At 69.2% G+C, this 15,244-nt stretch carries 13 protein-coding genes and 5 pseudogenes; 5 read left to right on the top strand and 13 right to left on the bottom strand.

All coding sequences use genetic code 11. The annotated features are described in order from the left end of the window. Positions 1–83: 83 nt before the first annotated feature. Positions 84–1,172, bottom strand: coding sequence for an NADH-quinone oxidoreductase subunit B family protein (locus IE136_RS26770; protein ID WP_189601626.1), 1,089 nt, complete (start codon positions 1,170–1,172; stop codon positions 84–86). 117 nt (positions 1,173–1,289) lie between these two features. Then, positions 1,290–3,056, bottom strand: coding sequence for a hydrogenase maturation protein (locus tag IE136_RS26765; protein WP_189601625.1), 1,767 nt, complete (start codon positions 3,054–3,056; stop codon positions 1,290–1,292). Positions 3,057–3,591: 535 nt separating this feature from the next. On the opposite strand from IE136_RS26765, the gene IE136_RS26760 reads away from it, so the two are divergent. Further along, positions 3,592–4,812 carry an AlbA family DNA-binding domain-containing protein gene (locus tag IE136_RS26760; protein WP_189601624.1) on the top strand — a complete coding sequence of 407 codons (1,221 nt, stop codon included), beginning with the start codon at positions 3,592–3,594 and terminating at the stop codon, positions 4,810–4,812. A gap of 38 nt (positions 4,813–4,850) precedes the next feature. On the opposite strand, the gene IE136_RS26755 is transcribed toward IE136_RS26760, so the two are convergent. The 5 genes and pseudogenes from IE136_RS26755 to IE136_RS26735 form a co-directional block, all read right to left on the bottom strand. Beyond that, positions 4,851–5,108 carry a hypothetical protein gene (locus IE136_RS26755; protein ID WP_158983672.1) on the bottom strand — a complete coding sequence of 86 codons (258 nt, stop codon included), beginning with the start codon at positions 5,106–5,108 and terminating at the stop codon, positions 4,851–4,853. 87 nt (positions 5,109–5,195) lie between these two features. Beyond that, entirely contained in the window at positions 5,196–5,576 is a 381-nt protein-coding gene (locus tag IE136_RS26750; protein ID WP_158983674.1) for a hypothetical protein, read from the bottom strand. Then, positions 5,573–6,160 carry a TetR/AcrR family transcriptional regulator gene (locus IE136_RS26745; protein WP_158983676.1) on the bottom strand — a complete coding sequence of 196 codons (588 nt, stop codon included), beginning with the start codon at positions 6,158–6,160 and terminating at the stop codon, positions 5,573–5,575. The genes IE136_RS26750 and IE136_RS26745 overlap by 4 nt, the downstream gene beginning before the upstream one ends. Before the next feature lie 320 nt (positions 6,161–6,480). Next, a pseudogene (locus tag IE136_RS36825) lies at positions 6,481–6,632 on the bottom strand (ClpB D2-like domain containing protein); the annotation flags it as partial. A 530-nt stretch (positions 6,633–7,162) separates the two neighbouring features. Further along, positions 7,163–7,792 (bottom strand): TetR/AcrR family transcriptional regulator, encoded by a 630-nt coding sequence (locus tag IE136_RS26735; RefSeq protein ID WP_189601623.1) that lies wholly within the window; start codon positions 7,790–7,792, stop codon positions 7,163–7,165. 92 nt (positions 7,793–7,884) lie between these two features. Between IE136_RS26735 and IE136_RS26730 the strand changes: the two genes are divergently transcribed. Then, complete coding sequence (locus IE136_RS26730; protein ID WP_158983680.1) at positions 7,885–8,100, top strand: hypothetical protein; 216 nt, start codon at positions 7,885–7,887, stop codon at positions 8,098–8,100. Between the two features lie 409 nt (positions 8,101–8,509). Here IE136_RS26730 and IE136_RS26725 read toward each other — a convergent pair whose 3' ends face one another. Next, positions 8,510–8,668 (bottom strand): hypothetical protein, encoded by a 159-nt coding sequence (locus IE136_RS26725; RefSeq protein WP_189601622.1) that lies wholly within the window; start codon positions 8,666–8,668, stop codon positions 8,510–8,512. A 418-nt stretch (positions 8,669–9,086) separates the two neighbouring features. Then, entirely contained in the window at positions 9,087–9,629 is a 543-nt protein-coding gene (locus IE136_RS26720; protein ID WP_158983682.1) for a GNAT family N-acetyltransferase, read from the bottom strand. An 82-nt stretch (positions 9,630–9,711) separates the two neighbouring features. On the opposite strand from IE136_RS26720, the pseudogene IE136_RS26715 reads away from it, so the two are divergent. Beyond that, positions 9,712–9,879: pseudogene (locus IE136_RS26715) on the top strand (IS5/IS1182 family transposase); the annotation flags it as partial. 196 nt (positions 9,880–10,075) lie between these two features. Here IE136_RS26715 and IE136_RS36820 read toward each other — a convergent pair. From IE136_RS36820 to IE136_RS36980, 3 pseudogenes are all read right to left on the bottom strand, one after another. Next, positions 10,076–10,364, bottom strand: a pseudogene (locus IE136_RS36820) (hypothetical protein); the annotation flags it as partial. Between the two features lie 22 nt (positions 10,365–10,386). Then, positions 10,387–10,615, bottom strand: a pseudogene (locus IE136_RS36005) (bacteriocin immunity protein). Positions 10,616–10,639: 24 nt separating this feature from the next. Next, positions 10,640–10,994, bottom strand: a pseudogene (locus IE136_RS36980) (DUF6343 family protein). Between the two features lie 103 nt (positions 10,995–11,097). On the opposite strand from IE136_RS36980, the gene IE136_RS26710 reads away from it, so the two are divergent. Beyond that, complete coding sequence (locus IE136_RS26710) at positions 11,098–12,252, top strand: ADP-ribosylglycohydrolase family protein (RefSeq protein WP_158993829.1); 1,155 nt, start codon at positions 11,098–11,100, stop codon at positions 12,250–12,252. A 665-nt stretch (positions 12,253–12,917) separates the two neighbouring features. Then, positions 12,918–13,829 carry a hypothetical protein gene (locus tag IE136_RS26705; RefSeq protein ID WP_158983684.1) on the top strand — a complete coding sequence of 304 codons (912 nt, stop codon included), beginning with the start codon at positions 12,918–12,920 and terminating at the stop codon, positions 13,827–13,829. A 394-nt stretch (positions 13,830–14,223) separates the two neighbouring features. On the opposite strand, the gene IE136_RS26700 is transcribed toward IE136_RS26705, so the two are convergent. Next, positions 14,224–14,805: a restriction endonuclease gene (locus IE136_RS26700; RefSeq protein ID WP_229819176.1), complete on the bottom strand. Its 582-nt coding sequence runs from the start codon at positions 14,803–14,805 to the stop codon at positions 14,224–14,226. Positions 14,806–15,244 lie beyond the last annotated feature (439 nt).

Raw genomic sequence — 15,244 nt, 5'->3', positions numbered from 1 at the left:
ATGGAATGATCAGCCGGGGGCTGCCGGGTCCGCAGCCGAGGTGGCGGCCCAGGTGCCGTGCGCGTCGCACGTCGGAGGGCCGGTCACCAGGGGGGCCGGTAGCCGGTCGTCAGCTCGTCTCCCGTGTGACGCCACTTCGGCTCCTTGTCCACGGTCCTGGCCGTGACGGAGCGGAGTTTGCGGATGAGGGCTCCGTACGCACCGCTGGCCGCGCTGGAGACCTTGCCGCCGGGCGGCTCGTCCATGAACGGCATGAACTTGTCGGGGAATCCCGGCATGGTGCAGGCGATGCAGATGCCGCCGACGTTCGGGCAGCCGCCGATGCCGTTCATCCACCCGCGCTTGGGCACGTTGCACTTGACAACGGGCCCCCAACAACCCAGTTTTACCAGGCACTTGGGCGAGTCGTACGTGGTGGCGAACTGGCCCTGCTCGTAGTAACCGGCCCGGTCGCACCCTTCGTGCACCGTGGCCCCGAACAGCCACGTCGGACGCAGCTTGTCGTCCAGCGGAATCATCGGGGCGGATCCCGCGGCCTGGTAGAGCAGGTAGGTGAGGGTCTCGGAGAAGTTGTCGGGCTGGATCGGGCAGCCCGGTACGCAAACGATCGGGATGCCGGCCTTCGACTTCCAGTCCCAGCCCAGGTAGTCGGGTACTCCCATGGCACCGGTCGGGTTGCCGGCCATCGCGTGGATGCCGCCGTACGTGGCACACGTTCCGATGGCGACGACCGCCAACGCCTTGGGCGCCAGGCGGTCGATCCACTCGCTGGTCGTGAGCGGCTGGCCGGTCTCCGGGTTGTCGCCGAACCCGCACCAGTACCCCTCCTGCTTGATCGACTCATTGGGAACGGATCCCTCGATGACCAGCACGAACGGGTCGATCTCACCGCGCTCGCCTTTGAAGAACCACTCGATGAACGTGTCGGCCCCTCCCACCGGTCCGCACTCGAAGTCGATCAGAGGCCAGTGGACCGCGATCTTCGGCAGCCCGGGCAGCACGCCGAGGACGATCTCCTCGATGCTCGGCTGCATCGCGGCCGTCAGGGCCACCGAGTCGCCATCGCAACTCAGCCCCGCGTTGATCCAGAGGATGTGAATCGGTGACTCCTCCCCGTCGGGCGTGGCGGGGGCGGTCTCGGACGGGGCCGTGGTCGGCGTTGCTGCATCCATGGGGCCAAGCCTCCTAGGGGAGGAATGCGACGAAGCGGTTCATAATCCCCTTCGCATTTCTTGATAGCAGGGAGCCGGTCACCCCGCGACAGCGCCGGGGGCGGATCCGGCACCGCCTCAGTGTGAGGACACCTGGGGCGCCGTTCTCCTCCCCGGGAGGGTCACGCCGATGTGGGGCGGTGTCCGGGCCGGGGGGTGCTTGCGTACGAAGGCCCTGCGCAGCCCGTGGTACGGGGCGTCCGGGTCTGAGAAGGTGCGGAGCATGTGGGCCAGTTCCGCCTCCCGGTAGGAGGCCAGCGGCTTGGCCGCCTCGTGCCGCTCCCGTTCGGCCTTCTTGGCTGCGATCCGTGCCTGCGTCGCGGAAGAGGACGCGAGCTGCGCGGCCAGGCGGCCGGTCTCGGCGGCGAAGTCCTCTGGCCCGCATTCGACCGTACGGTCCACCAGGCCGAGCCTCTGGCTGGCTGCGGCGCTCAGCGGGAGGGCCTCCCGCATGAGCCTGTCGGCCACCGCGGGGCCCACCCGGCCGGGCAGTGTGTAAGTCCAGTACTCGGAGCCGTACAAGCCCATCAGGCGGTAGTGCGGGTTCAGCACCGCGCCCGTCCTGCACCACACCTCGTCCGCAGCCAGGGCCAGCATCACCCCGCCTGCGGCCGCGTTGCCGCCCACGGCGGACACCACCAGCCGGTCGGTGGTCGTCAGAACGGCCTCCACCAGGTCGTCCATGGCGTTGATGTTGGCCCACGACTCCGCGCCGGGGTCGTCGGCCGCCTCGATCACGTTCAGGTGGATCCCGTTGGAGAAGAAGTCCCGGCCACCCCCGAGTACCAGCACGGACGTGGGCCGAGAGGAGGCCGTCCGGTAGGCGCGCAGGAGACGGCGGCAATGCGAGGTGCTCATGGCGCCGCTCGGGAAGGAGAAGGAGAGAAAGCCGACGGGGCCGTCCTCCCGGTAACGGATGTCGGCCCAGGTCCGGAGGGAGGCGTCGGCGGCGGGCGGCGGTGCGGGGTGTTCGTGCAGCCCGGGCAGGCTGTCGCCCAGGGCCAGAACGGCGGGGAGCTTGAACATGGCCGGTCCGCCGGGCGCACGCCGAGCCCTCAGCTCAGGGATCCACACGGCGCCATCGGCAGTCGCCCGGCAGATTGCCCCTGCCCTGGTGGCCAGCAGCTCCCCCGGGCGGCCGCGAAGTCCGTCCTCCGGGTGGCCGCCGTGCAGATACCACTCCCTGCCCAGCAGTTCGTCCAGCACGCCGGGGAACGAATCGGCCGCGCGCAGTTTACGCACCACGGTCTCGGTCGCATCCGACTCCCAGCGGATGCGGCGCAGCCCCTGGTCGAAGTAGGCCCGACTGCGGGCGACGCCCTCTGCGCCTCCGCCGGTCTGGGGCTGAGGCTGAGGCTGAGGCTGAGGCTGAGGCTGAGGAGAGAACGTACCCGAGGCGAAGCGTTCGACGGCCAGGAGGATCGCGCTCAGCGCGGCGTCGGACACCTCGTTGCGGTACAAGTCGCTCTTGCCCACGGGCGGCACCGGGCAGGCGACCGACGCCCAGATGTCACCCGCGTCCATTTCGGCGTTGGCCTGCAGGACGGTCACGCCCCACCGGCTCACCTCCTCGTGGATCGCCCAATCGAGGGAGGACGGTCCGCGGTCACCGACGGGGCCCGGGTGAACGATGAGGCATGTGTACGCCTCCCATACCTTTTGCGGGATGGCACTCTTCAACATGGGCGCCACAACGAGGTCGGGCTGGTGGCGGGAGACGGCGTCCCACAAGGGCACGTCCTGGAGGGCCAGCTCCACGGTCACGCTGTGCCCGTGGTCGCGCAGTTCCGCGTGGGCCCGTTGCGTCAGGCTGTTGAACGCGCTCGCGACGAGCAGGATGTGCATCGGCTGGCTCCCGGTGACCGGCGACGTGGGCCAGGACGAGACCGGACCTGCTGGCGATGCTCGAGCACGCACGACGCGGCGGCGGCCAAGCCGGACCGGGGAGTCACCCGGAAGTGGACACCCTGGCCGCCAGTCGCAGTCTTCGCGCGGATCCTCCGCGGCGGTTGCAGGTCCGGAGGCGGGGATTCTGCCGGCCTGTCCGTGTCCACGCCGGGCGCCGGCCGGCCGGCCCCACCGGTGGATGTCTGTGCCCGTCCCGAGGTCGGTGGTGAATTCGAGGGAGACACGACTGTCGCTCACGGCCGCCGGCGGCACCCCGTCCGCCTCCTGCGGACGAGGGAGGATCTTGCACGGGGGACATCGAGCGGATGGCGCGCGGGCGAGCAGCCCCTGGGCGCTTGCGTCCCTCGTCGGTCATCCACCGGTTGCCTGCCGGCAGGGCCCGCAGCCGCGCGGCGAGCGGCAGGGCTCGCGGTCGGCGGAGCAAGTCGGTCCCTGGGGATAGTTCTCATGCATGGTGATGCGATCACGGCGCTTGGAAGATCTGTTTGGGGCGCGGCTGGATGAATTGAGCTACCAGGACGTGAAAGGCCTGGTAGGGAGCCCTGAGGCCGCCAAAGCGGAGGATCTCGACTACAAGCGGGCTCACTATGGATCCGATGACAAGGGCAAGGAGGAGTTGGCCAAGTGCGTTGCCGCACTGGCCAACCACCGAGGCGGGGTCCTCGTCATCGGCATGGCAGAGGCCAAGGGCGTGCCAAGCCGGGTCTTCGATGTTGACCTTGACGACTATCACCTGCGGCGGATTCGTCAGGTCATCGCAAACAACACGGCCCCGCCTGTCCCGTACGAGCCGATCCGCGCCCCGGATCCGGATGATGCGACACACGGGATCTTGCTCCTTGCCGTTCCTCGCAGCCCGCAGGCTCCCCACGCCGTGACAGCCACTCCGACGAAGGACTCGAAGGACGTCCTTCGTCACCCCAGGCGTGAGGGAAGCCAGACCGAATGGCTCACGGAAACGATGGTGGCAACCGGCTATCGAGCTCGCTACACCGAGGCAGCGGCTCGTGATGAGCGACTGACCATTGTGGAGAGCGACATCGTCTTGTCAGTCGTGGAGCGCACCACTCCCCACCTCGTCGTGGCCCTGGTGCCCGAGGTGCCAGGCGAAATGGTGATCAACGCCGGCACCTTCGAGCGGTACCGTTTCGAGCTTCTGAACACGGAGCTGCACCTCGGGCAGGGCCACCGAATGTTCGGCCATGTCGCCGTTGGGGCGCGCCGGCTCCTTGTCCAAGAGGCTGGCGGAGACCAGGCGGCACGGGCTGAACTGCACCGTGATGGCAGCGCCGCCATCGTGCTTCCGCTGCACAGGCACCAGTCGAAAATCGGTGGTGACGAAGTCGATCTGCAGTTCGTCGAACCGGGGGAGGTCGTCTACAAGCTGCTGTGTGCACTGCCGTTCCTCGCCATCCATGCCCGAGACCGGACCGCAGCTAGCGGCACAGCTGTGATCAAGGTTGTGCTGGTGAATGACATCGGATCCCATCCGGATGCCACGAATCACACCCTGCCGGAGTTCCGCGATCCGCCACCCATGACCGTTGATCGTCTGCACCCTCGGACGGGGCAACGCCTCCCGATGAGTTCACAGCCGTGCGAGTACGCCTACTCCGAAGCCACCGTGCTTCTCGATGACGCGGCAGATCACGGCCGGGGCCTGCTACAGGCTGACGCTGTACTGGCCCAATGAACTCCTTCACGCCTACGGCATCCCGGAGACGGGCCTGATCACGATGGAAGGAGGTCCTGCTCGCTGAGGCAGGCGATCGCAACTGCCGCCGCCCACCGCACGAGGCGGTCCTCGGCGTCCAGGTAGGAGGCGAACTCCTCGGACAGTGCAGGCGTTCCGGCGATGCCCGCGGCGACGAGGGCGGTGGCCGTTGCGACGGGATCGGGCTCGCGTCCGGCAAGGGCGAGCAGTAGGGGAAGCGTCGTGTCAGCGACTTCGGGAAACCAGGCAAGGAGGTAGGCGGCCCGGGTCCGCATCCGAGGGTTGTCATCGTCGAGACACACAACTGCGAGTTCGAGGCCGCGCGGACAGCGGCGGTCGCGGGAGGCTCTCCGAGGGTGCGGCTACGCGGCGCCCGCCGCTGCCAGCACCGCGACAGGCAGGAGCAGAATCCACTGCGGCAGGCGGAGTAGTGGCCTGGGCCAGCCGACGGACAGGGTGACGATCAGGAAGGCTGCCGCGTACGCGATGAAGTGCGCGGCCACGAACCATGCCACCAGGCCGGTCTCCGGCGTACTGTCCGTCAGGGAGAGGTAGAGCAGAGCCAGTCCGGAGAGCACCAGGTCGATGCTCACCATGTGCCACACGGCGTGCAGGACACGCTTGGGTTCGTCCGCGAGCCCGCAGGACAGCAGCGGGCGCACGACATCGCGGTGCCCGCCGACGATGTGCACTGCGGCCACGCCGAGTGCGGTGATTCCTGCCGCGAGTAGCCAGCCGTTCACCGGACCTCGATTCCTTTGGCCACGACAGTGGCCAGCAGTGCGGCCAGCTGCTGGTCAGGGTGCTCCCCGACCAGTCCTACGTGGAAGAACACAGCTCCTGCCATCGTGTCCAGGACCAGGTCCACAGGCGTTTCGGCCGTGATCTCCCCGCGCAGCACGGCGCGTTCGAAGACGACCAGCAGCCGTTCCTTCGACGGGGCCAGGAAGTCGCCGCGGATGCGCTCCTTCAGTTCCGGATCGGCGGCGAAGTCAGCGAGCAGCCCCGGGAGTGCCGCCGCGGCGGCAGGCGCGTGGAACTCGTTGACCAGGCCCTGCAGCACTACGGTCAGATCCCCGGTCAGGGTTCCGGTGTCCGGGGCCGGAGCATCATCGGTGGTCGTGAAGACGGCCTCGAAGACCAACTCCGGCTTGCCCGGCCACCGCCGGTAGATCGTGTCCTTGCCGACACCGGCCCGCGCGGCCACCGCCCCGATCGATGTTGCGGCGTAGCCGACCTCGACCACCAGCTCTGCCGTCGCGTGGATGATCGCCTCGTGCGATCGGGGATTCCTGGGGCGCCCCCTGGAGGGCGGAGAGGAGCTCATGACAGTTACCTTACGGGTCGACCCGTAAGGTAAACAAGAGACCGGCCTGCCTTTCAAAACCGAGCCGGCGACGCCTCTTCAGGCCGCCGGATAGCCGAGAAGCGGGCCGAAGAACTCCTGGCGGCCACCGACCAGGACGTGGGCGAGCACGCGGGAACACCCCCCCCAGGGCACCTCCCGCCAGGCGACCCAACCCCGCTGTGGAATCGGCCGAGCGGGTTTGGCGAGTGCTTCCTCTTGGAGTCATGCCGCCTGCTCTTCCGGTGCCGGCCCGGCGTCGGGAGGTCTCCAGGTGAGGGTGAGGCGATCGCCGGTGACACATCGACGGTGACCTTGGAGCCGTCGGGACATCGCCAGCCAGCAAGGCCCGGCCGATGCGGGTCTCGACTTCGTGCTGGATGAAGCGGCGCAGGGGCCGGGCTCCGTACACGGGGTCGAAGCCTTCGGCGGCGATGTGGCGGCGGGCCGCTTCGATGGCGGCACGGGTGGCGGGACGGCCCCCTCTGGGGGTGGAGCGTGACGCAAGCGGCCACGATCCCCGGTCGCCGATCAGCGTCAAGAGGGCTGCACTGCAAAAGGGGTGGGGGCTGACGGCCCTCGCTCGATGAGCCTCTGCGGATTCCCGGTTCGCAGGCACTGCTCTGCCGCAGGATGGTCATGCAGGGCACGACCGGAGGGCACAGCGCGGCTGAAGTCATCGCCATGGGTGCCGAGTTGGAGAGGAAGCAGATGGCTACAGGAGTGGCGATGACGAAGACGCACGCTCCGCCTCCGAGGTCTCGCAGCTGGCGCGCGACGCTGCCCAAGGCGACGGGTGGGTGGTCAGCTTCGGCTTCCGGCAGCCGGTGATGACCTGCCCGGCTGCGCGGACGGCTGGGGGCCTGTGCGTGAACGCGGGGACTGTCGGCGGTGGCGGTGTAGGTATGAGCGGGAGTCGTTTCGAGGTCTACCAGGGAGTCAGTGAGCGTGTCTCCGCATGATCAATCGCGATGACCTTTGATGTCACTCGCCATGGGTGATGGGCTCGGCGAGGCGGTGGCCAGTCAGGAGGTTGTCCAGGTGATAGTCCAGCACCCTGAGGGCTTCCTCTGGAGAGCGCTGCCTCAGAGCGACGTCGACTCCCAGGCTCGTGGCCAGGTTCCAGCAGATGTCGGCGTCGATCCGGCCGTCACCCCATGCCGGCGCGCCCCGTTCCTGCCGGGCCGCAGCGATGAGCCCTGCGGTGAAGTCCAGGAGCTCGCCGCTGCCTGGCGCCAGCACGCCGGCCATAGCCGGGTCCGAGATCGCCCTTCCCACCACCGCGACTGACAGCTGGAGCAGGCGCAGGCTTTCCGGGTCGCGGGCGAGCATCGCGCGCAGGCATTCACGGAGCATCGTCTCCGCACTCGCCGGATCGCTTGCCTTGATGGATGCCTCAATCCGGGCGTTCAGTGCCCGCACGGCGCGGTCGATCGCGTCACGGACCAGGTCCTCCCGGGTGGCGTAGTAGTGCTGCACCTGCCCCATGGACACCCCGGCCTCCACCGCGACCTTGCGAAGTGTCACGCCTTCCAGTCCGTAGCGGAGCGTCAGTGTCCAGACGGCTTCGGCCAGCCGGTGTCGGCGCTCCTCGTGGTCAACGATCTTCGGCATGCATCCTCCCTGACGATCCCATGCGTTCGCATTGCATCGCCGACAACAGTCTATTACAATGCAAGCGCATTGTTAAAAGACTGGAGGGCATCATGAAGTTCGTCGTACTGCTGATCGTCGGCATGGCTTTAGTGGTCTTCAGCGGCCAAGGCGCGATCCGGCTGCTCGTCAACCACGACAACCGTGGGGTGCTCAGCGGATTGCCGTTCCCGGGCGCCCTATGCGTCTACCTCGCCGCCCTCGCCATCGGGGTTCTCCTCGCCGGCTGGGCACAGGGCCGCGCCAAGGCACTCGGACACCTCAAGTAGCACCCGCCACAACGCTCAGCGGGCGGCCTCACCCCACGTCAGAAGGTGTGGCGCCGCCGTCGAGACACGCCATACCTGCGCCATTCAGGCATCCGGTCGACGCCGACATCCTGCGCCTGGGACGGGACCGCCCGTAGCCGGAAGCCTGGGCAAGCTGTCCACGCGGGTGGCTTGCCCAGCCCCCGTTCAGGCGTGCCCGGCCGCCGGCTCCCACAGTGGGCAAGCAAGCCCGCTCCCGTCACAGTGAAGGCACCGCCCCACCCCAAGGGGTGCGGGGCGGCTTCCGATAGCGCCCGCCGTGTGCTGGAAGAGCGGGGTGAGGCCGACAGCGTGCGACAAGCCCGACGGCATCGCCATCTCCGGCATGTTCATTGCCGGGATCATCGCCGTCTCCCTGATCTACCGGGTCTCACGCACCACCGAACTGCGCGCGGAGCGCATCGCCTTCGACCCGGTCGCCCGCCAGTCCATCACCGACATCCTCGCCCACGACCAGTCGATCAACATCATCGCCAACCGCCGCCAGGCCGGAGACGTCGTCGAGTACGCCGACAAGGAGCGCGAACAACGCGGCACCCACCCGGTTCCCGCCCGCCGACGTACTATTCCTGGAAATCTACGTAGTCGACCCCTCCGACTTCAGCGACACCCTCACCGTCCACCGCGTCGAAGTCGACGGCTACCGGATCCTGCGCGCGGACGCCCCGGCCGCGCCGAACGCCATCGCCGCGATCCTCCTCGCCCTACGCGACACCACCGGCGTCCAGCCCCACTGCTACTTCGCCTGGGCCGAAGGCAGCCCCCTGTCCACATGATCCGGTACTTCCTCATCGGCCGCGGCGACACCGCTCCAGTCACCCGCGAAATCATCCGCAAACACGAACCCGACGCCAGCCGCCGTCCCGGCATCCACGTTGGTGGTTAACCATCAGCCCGGCAGCGGCGCCCCGTTCCGGGGAAGGTCCGGCTGGGACTTCTCCGGGCGATCACGAAGTCGTGGGCGGCAGGTCCTTCATGAGGACGATGCTGTCGTAATTGGTGACGTCCCACCGCCAAGTGCCGATCGGCGCGTACCCTCGCCGGCGATACCAGTCGACGAGGTCTGTTGCCTGCGAGGAGGTATCGATGACGACCTGTGTCGATCCGAGGGCAGCAATGCGTGACTCTGCCAGAGCCAGCAGCCGTTGTCCGAGACCGGTGCCTCTTTGCGATGGCTCGACAGCCAGTTGCCAGAACGAGCCCCCGCCCGCTGGCGCTGGGTATCCGGCCGGAGTGGTGTGTGGAGCTGACACGGTGACGGTGCCGACCAGTACGTTTCCGTTCATCGCGACCCAGCACTCGCCTCTGCTCAGGCGGTGCTGTGTGTCCTGCGGAGATTGGTAGGAGGCGAAGAAGACCCGCCCGGCAGCAGCGTGGTCTGCGTAGGCGCGGTGGAGCAGGCGAGTGAGCTGCTCCACCGAATCGCCGTTGCGGAAACGCCTGACCTGCACGGTCACAGACGGACTTACTTCCGTCGAGTTGATGTTCATCCTGGCAGTCAAGCGCACTTCTGGGATCTGTCGAGCTCAGTCAGGTGACTCGCCTTTGATCAGGACGTTGTTCTGGGCATGGACCGTCTATGAACGGCACCGGCTGTGGTCGGCCGACGGGACATGGGAGCGTCTGCTCCAGCAGGTCCAGGCCGCGGCCGACGCCGCAGGCGAGATCGACTGGGACGTCTCGGTCGACTCCCCCATCGTGCGGGCACACCAGCATGCGGCGGGTGCCCGCAGGTCTGGTCATACTCCGAAGGCGAGCACGCAGACGTCCCCGTCCGCAGTTACTCGTCCTTCACCGACTGACTCCGCGCGACTGCCGAAGCAGAGGTACCGGCCTGGAAGCGTCACGTCGAGACGGTGCGCGAGGAGATCAACGCCGACGGCAGCATGACGGTGCACTGGTAGCCAGTCCCCGGGTCAGCTGCTCGTCACTTCCCCTACCCGGAGTGGCGGCGAAGGCGACGGAGTCGCCGCAGTGGACTCGTCTGGAGGCAGTGGTGGAGCCGGCCGTCCATGCGGTTGAACAGGTGTCACAGAGCTTTGAGTATGCCGGTCGCCTGCCTCGCGTCGTCGCCGGTAGTGGGCATTGGCACCCTTCGAGTGGGCGCGGGTGGCGAAGGCCCCTAGGTAGCCGGCGTGGTCGAGCCGGTCGTTCTTCATGAAGCGTCGTCCGACGTAGTTACGTGTCGAGGCCCGGGTGATCGGTGCTGCTCCCTCGTATGCCTCTGAGTCCACACCCGTACCGGCGTCACAAGGCAATCGGCCCATACGCCAAAGCCTGGTCGACCACTTCCTCGGCCGACAACTCCCGCTCCGGAGGCCAGAACCAGGCCACTGACGTAACCGGACGGGCAGGACAGAGCTCGGTCGAGCCTGTCCAGCCAGTCGTCCACCTCGTCTTCGGAGGCGCCGTCCGCCTCCATGATCCGCTGCACGAGCGCAACCGCTTCCGCCCGACTGAACTCCACCGCACTCATCAGGCCCACTCCATCGGCGCCGCCTTAGCGAGCAGCGTGATCGGCTGGACAAGTCCTTGCTAGGTGGTGGATGTGGTCGGCCGCGTCGCGGTCCATATCGCCGCTGACGGTCGGGCACGGCCGTTGCCCGCGAGTGTCCCGGCCACCGGCCGTCGAGTCCAATGCGAGGCCACCGCCCGTGGATCGCAGATTGCGCAGAACCATCGCCATGCTGGGCGGCCACCAAGAACAGCACCCCGCAGGCCGTCGCCCAGCCCCGGCGGCCGGCCACCGCGAACAGGGCCGTGCCGAGACCGGCCCAGATCAGACCCCATAGACTCAGCCAGAACCGCATCCGCAGGGGACTGCGTGCGGTCAGCGGCTCAATCCCGGTTCGCATGACGGTCGCATCTCCTCGCGAGGCCACCTCGGCCCACCCGCACCGCCGCCGTTCACCGGGACGGATCGACAGGGGCTGGACGGACATCGATATGGGGGCGCATATGAACGGCCGGGACGCGGACACGCAGGGAGCCGGCTGGCAGGACATCGCGGTACGCCGTTCCCGAATCCGCGGCTGCCTGCTGGGCGGTGCGATCGGCGACGCGCTCGGCAACCCGATCGAGTTTCTCTCCCTGGCCGCGATCCGGCGCACCTACGGCGACCTCGGCGTCACCGGCATGGTGCCGGACGAGGAAGGCGTGACCGGCCGTGTCACCGACGACACGCAGATGACGCTGTTCACGGCCGAGGGCCTGATGAGGGCGCACGCGCGGGCCTTCGCCAAGGGCATCGGTGGAGCGGAGGTCGGCTGCGTCCAGCAGGCGTACCGGCGCTGGCTCGACACCCAGAACTACCCGTCCCCGCCCGCGCGCGCCAGCGGCGACTCGGTCCGTACCGGCTGGCTGCGCACTCTGCCCTGGCTGTACGCCCGCCGCGCGCCCGGCAACGCCTGCCTGACCGGGGTCGCGGCCGGGCACGTACCCGACCCCTGCGCCCCGCCGGGGGAGCCCGGGCCGGTAAACCCGCAGTCCAAGGGGTGCGGCACGGTGATGCGGTCCGCGCCGTTCGGGCTGACCGGGGGGAGCCCGTCCAGGGCGTTCGCGCTGGCGGCCGCCGCGTCCCGGATCACGCACGGCCACCCGACCGCCGCCCTCTCCTCCGGCGCGTTCGCGGCGATCGTGGCGTACCTGCTCCGGGGCGAGTCCAGGACGGGCGCGGTGCTGCGGGCGCTGGAGCTGCTGCGCCGGCATACCGGGCACGAGGAGACCACGGCCGCGCTGCGGGCCGCCGTGGACCTGGCGGACGAGCCCTGCGCGCCGAGCGCCGAACGGGTGGAGACCCTGGGCGCCGGCTGGGTCGCCGAGGAGGCGTTGGCCATCGCCGTCCACTGCTTTCTCGCCCCGACCGCCTCGGTGGCGGACGCCCTGCTGCTCTCGGTCAACCACTCCGGGGACAGCGACTCCACCGGCTCGATCTGCGGGAACCTGCTGGGCGCCGCGGTGGGCGACGTCCGACTGCCGCCGCAGTGGCTGCTGCTGACGGAGGGCCGGACGGCGATCTCCCAACTGGCCGAGGACTTCAGCCTGCAGCTCGAGCACGGGGAGCTCGCGCCCGGGGTTCCGGTGCACTCCTTCGACCCCTCCCGCGAGCACTGAACCCGGCCGACGGGAGCGGCGGGTGGGTGTGCCGCAGCGGTACGAGACGGCCGTCGCGTCGTCGTTGTCGGCGGCGAGTTGCTGGCGGGCGGCGCCTGGGTGAGAGCGGGCTCGCTGGGGAGCGCGGACGGTCGTCGGCGGGAGCGATCCCGGCGGGCTTGGCCGTCGGCGTAGGCGGCGCGGGTATGGGGGACGGCGACGCAACCGGTGGTGAGGGCAGCGCCCAGGGAGCCGGAGCACCGGCCCCGGCCGTCCGGCTCTCCAGGTCGAGCATGGCCGGCGCCAGCGCGATCCGCTCCGCGTACGGGACGTCCTAGGCAATCGGCTGGACGACGGCGCGGGCTGCACGGTCGGCGGCTGAACGGCCTGGCTGACTGTCTCGTGGATTCCCAGTCCCCGGTCAACCTACCTCGCCCGGTCTGTTAGACCTGCTGGGTATCCGCTGCGAAAGTGCCCGCCCGAGCAGGTCAACACGGCACTGTGGTGGAGTGATCCATCATCTCGGCATCCTCGGACCGCTCCCCTACAGGGAGAAACGGCTTCGTCACTGATCTGCCGCATCGCAAGCCGCTACGGACTGGAGGCGAAGGCACTGCGGTGGCCCTGGCGGCCGATCCGAACCACGGGGCGTCCGACGACGGTTCCAGGGGCTTCTCAGGCTGAGGGTGGAGTCCGAGAGCGGGCTGCGGGCCTTGGTGGACAAGTTCGCCAGCGGCCACTTCGTTCCCTACAAAGCTCGCGACTATGCCCGCCTGCTGCACGACTCGTTCCGGCCACGGCTGCGCTCACTGCGCCGTGACCCGGCCGTGTCCCCGAGGGTCCGGCGGGGCGCGATGGCCGCGCTGGTGGAGGGCGGGGGCGTCGACGCGCTCGACGACCGCGACCGGGCGGCCATCGAACGGCTGATACGGGTGAAGATCTCGGACGAGAGCCCCATGCTCCCGTCGTCGACCCTCAGCGGTTGGTGGATGGCCGTGCCCGGCGCGTCGTACGAGGGGGTCTTCGAGGCTCTCGGCCTGCACGACCGGCGGCCCGTCACGGTCGCCGCCGGCGTCCAAGCGTCCGAGGGACGGGAGATCGACGTACCCGGCCCTGACGGCGCCGACCTCACCGTGGGGCGGGCCTTCGTCACCCCCGAACTGAACGGCTGGCGACTGATCTTCGGTCCCTTCGACCTCCTCGTCGGCGACCTCTGGGACGGCATGATCAAGACGGTCGAACGCCTCAGCGTCCACTGCGGCCACGCCCAGTTCTTCTTCCTGGACGACGCCGGCGGCTCCGACGTGTGGATCGTCGCCGAGAACGGCCGGGTGATCCGTCAGTACGCAGCCGAAGGCGAGCCCGAATGGGAGGGCGACCCGCTGCCTTGGGAGACCCTCGAGGCGGACGGCCCGTACTTCGACCCCGACGAGAGCCCGTCCCATGCGGGCACTATGGAAGCCCGGACGGCCTGCGCGTACCTCTCCGTCGACCCCGACGCGGTCGGACCGGACACCGAGGTCCGCGGCCACGGCTGGCTGGCCGTCACGGCGCCGGGAGTCGGCCACGGCGCGTTCCCCGGCAGGCTCTCCATCTGAGGCCCCCGCGGCACCCTGCGGGATGCCCGCAAGGAGCAAGCCAGTTCCGCATCAGGCAACCCGCCAGGCAGCGAACCCGGGCAGGGGACCCTCTCGCGGGCCTGGGCCAGCATCGGCTCGACCGGATGCGTCAGCATCCCTCAGGTCTATGACGTCGACCGCCGGCCCGCCAGGCGGGGTCGATCACTCGGGTCTGCCCACGACCGGCTCCTAGCTGGGCGCCGACTGGCTCGTGAGCAGTAGCCCAGTGGGCCGGGAGGCACACGGGGCGGGCACGTCGGTGCCCTCGGCGGATCGGGGGCACGGGCGAGCTGACGAGGCAGCCAGGTACACGCTGGACCACCGGGTCGCCGATGTTGTAGGCGGAGAACGTGGCGCGCTGCCTAGCCGGTGATCAGCTCGAAGGCGTGGGCCGGCGTGGGGGTGGTACCGCCCGTAGCAGCTCCCACAATGGCCGGGAGCCCGACGCCCACATTGCCAGGGCCTCCCGGTCCACAAGATGCAACCGCTGCTGTTTGGCGAATGCCACCGCAGGCCCGGTCACCCGCCCGTTCGTGACGATCACCGCGATATCCGCCCCGTGCACCTGCCGGGCCGTTCCGTTGAGTACTTGCAGATCGGGCGTGCCGACCGCCGAGCCCCGGGCTCCGTTGCGGCGGTGCTTGCACTGGATCACCCATCGCCGGCCGTAGGGGTCAGTCGCCTTCACGTCCGCGCCCAGGTCGCCGCGCCCGCCGACGCGCTGGGCATCCTGGCAGCCGTCGCGCCGCATCAGGTCGCGTACCGCGTCCTCGAACTGTGAGTGATGCAGCGCGTCCAGCTGTGGCAGTCCGTAGCGCAGGCCTTGGGCCCGCACCGCCTCCCGCTGGGCGCGCTGCTGCCGGTGGTAAAGCCAGCCGGCACCCGCCAGTAGGGCCAGCACCAGACCGACGATGAGGACCCACCCGTGGGCAAGGAGCCAGTTCACCACCGTCATCGCGAGGCTGACACCGGCCGCGGTCGCGAGGGCGAGCAGCTGCGTGTCCCTCCGCCGCTGCCTCCTGCTCGGTCGCCGGGTACGCCGCCTGGTCGCGGCCTTCGGCGGGTCATCGTTCCCACGGGATCGGGTAGGACACCGTGGGCTGCGGCTCAGGCGCCCGTGCCGGGACGGTGTCGAAGGTGATCGGATAGCTCACTGTCGGCTGCGGTCGGACAGTCGTCGGCTTCGTGGTGGTGGAGATGTTCCCGTTGCCTAACGCGACCACGGCTAACGCGATCACCGCGAAGATCATCGTTTCTCGTCGCGCCCCCGGCGCCCATCGCGTGTGCCCTCGGACCTCCGTGCCGTCCCGCCGCGTGTACGGCCGTACCCAGACCATCCATACCTCCCCCTCAAAGGCGGACTTCCCTGCGCAACCGACCATGGTGACAGGGGC

Source organism: Streptomyces lateritius, from assembly GCF_014649715.1.
Classification (GTDB): domain Bacteria; phylum Actinomycetota; class Actinomycetes; order Streptomycetales; family Streptomycetaceae; genus Streptomyces; species Streptomyces lateritius.
This window is presented reverse-complemented; position numbering and strand designations above follow the sequence as displayed.

What these genes read in the sequence shown, in the direction of transcription:
- IE136_RS26770 (WP_189601626.1), bottom strand. Translation starts at nt 1,172, where the DNA reads ATGGATGCAGCAACGCCGACCACGGCCCCGTCCGAGACCGCCCCCGCC.
- IE136_RS26765 (WP_189601625.1), bottom strand. Translation starts at nt 3,056, where the DNA reads ATGCACATCCTGCTCGTCGCGAGCGCGTTCAACAGCCTGACGCAACGG.
- IE136_RS26755 (WP_158983672.1), bottom strand. Translation starts at nt 5,108, where the DNA reads ATGCGGACCCGGGCCGCCTACCTCCTTGCCTGGTTTCCCGAAGTCGCT.
- IE136_RS26745 (WP_158983676.1), bottom strand. Translation starts at nt 6,160, where the DNA reads ATGAGCTCCTCTCCGCCCTCCAGGGGGCGCCCCAGGAATCCCCGATCG.
- IE136_RS26735 (WP_189601623.1), bottom strand. Translation starts at nt 7,792, where the DNA reads ATGCCGAAGATCGTTGACCACGAGGAGCGCCGACACCGGCTGGCCGAA.
- IE136_RS26730 (WP_158983680.1), top strand. Translation starts at nt 7,885, where the DNA reads ATGAAGTTCGTCGTACTGCTGATCGTCGGCATGGCTTTAGTGGTCTTC.
- IE136_RS26720 (WP_158983682.1), bottom strand. Translation starts at nt 9,629, where the DNA reads ATGAACATCAACTCGACGGAAGTAAGTCCGTCTGTGACCGTGCAGGTC.
- IE136_RS26710 (WP_158993829.1), top strand. Translation starts at nt 11,098, where the DNA reads ATGAACGGCCGGGACGCGGACACGCAGGGAGCCGGCTGGCAGGACATC.
- IE136_RS26700 (WP_229819176.1), bottom strand. Translation starts at nt 14,805, where the DNA reads ATGACGGTGGTGAACTGGCTCCTTGCCCACGGGTGGGTCCTCATCGTC.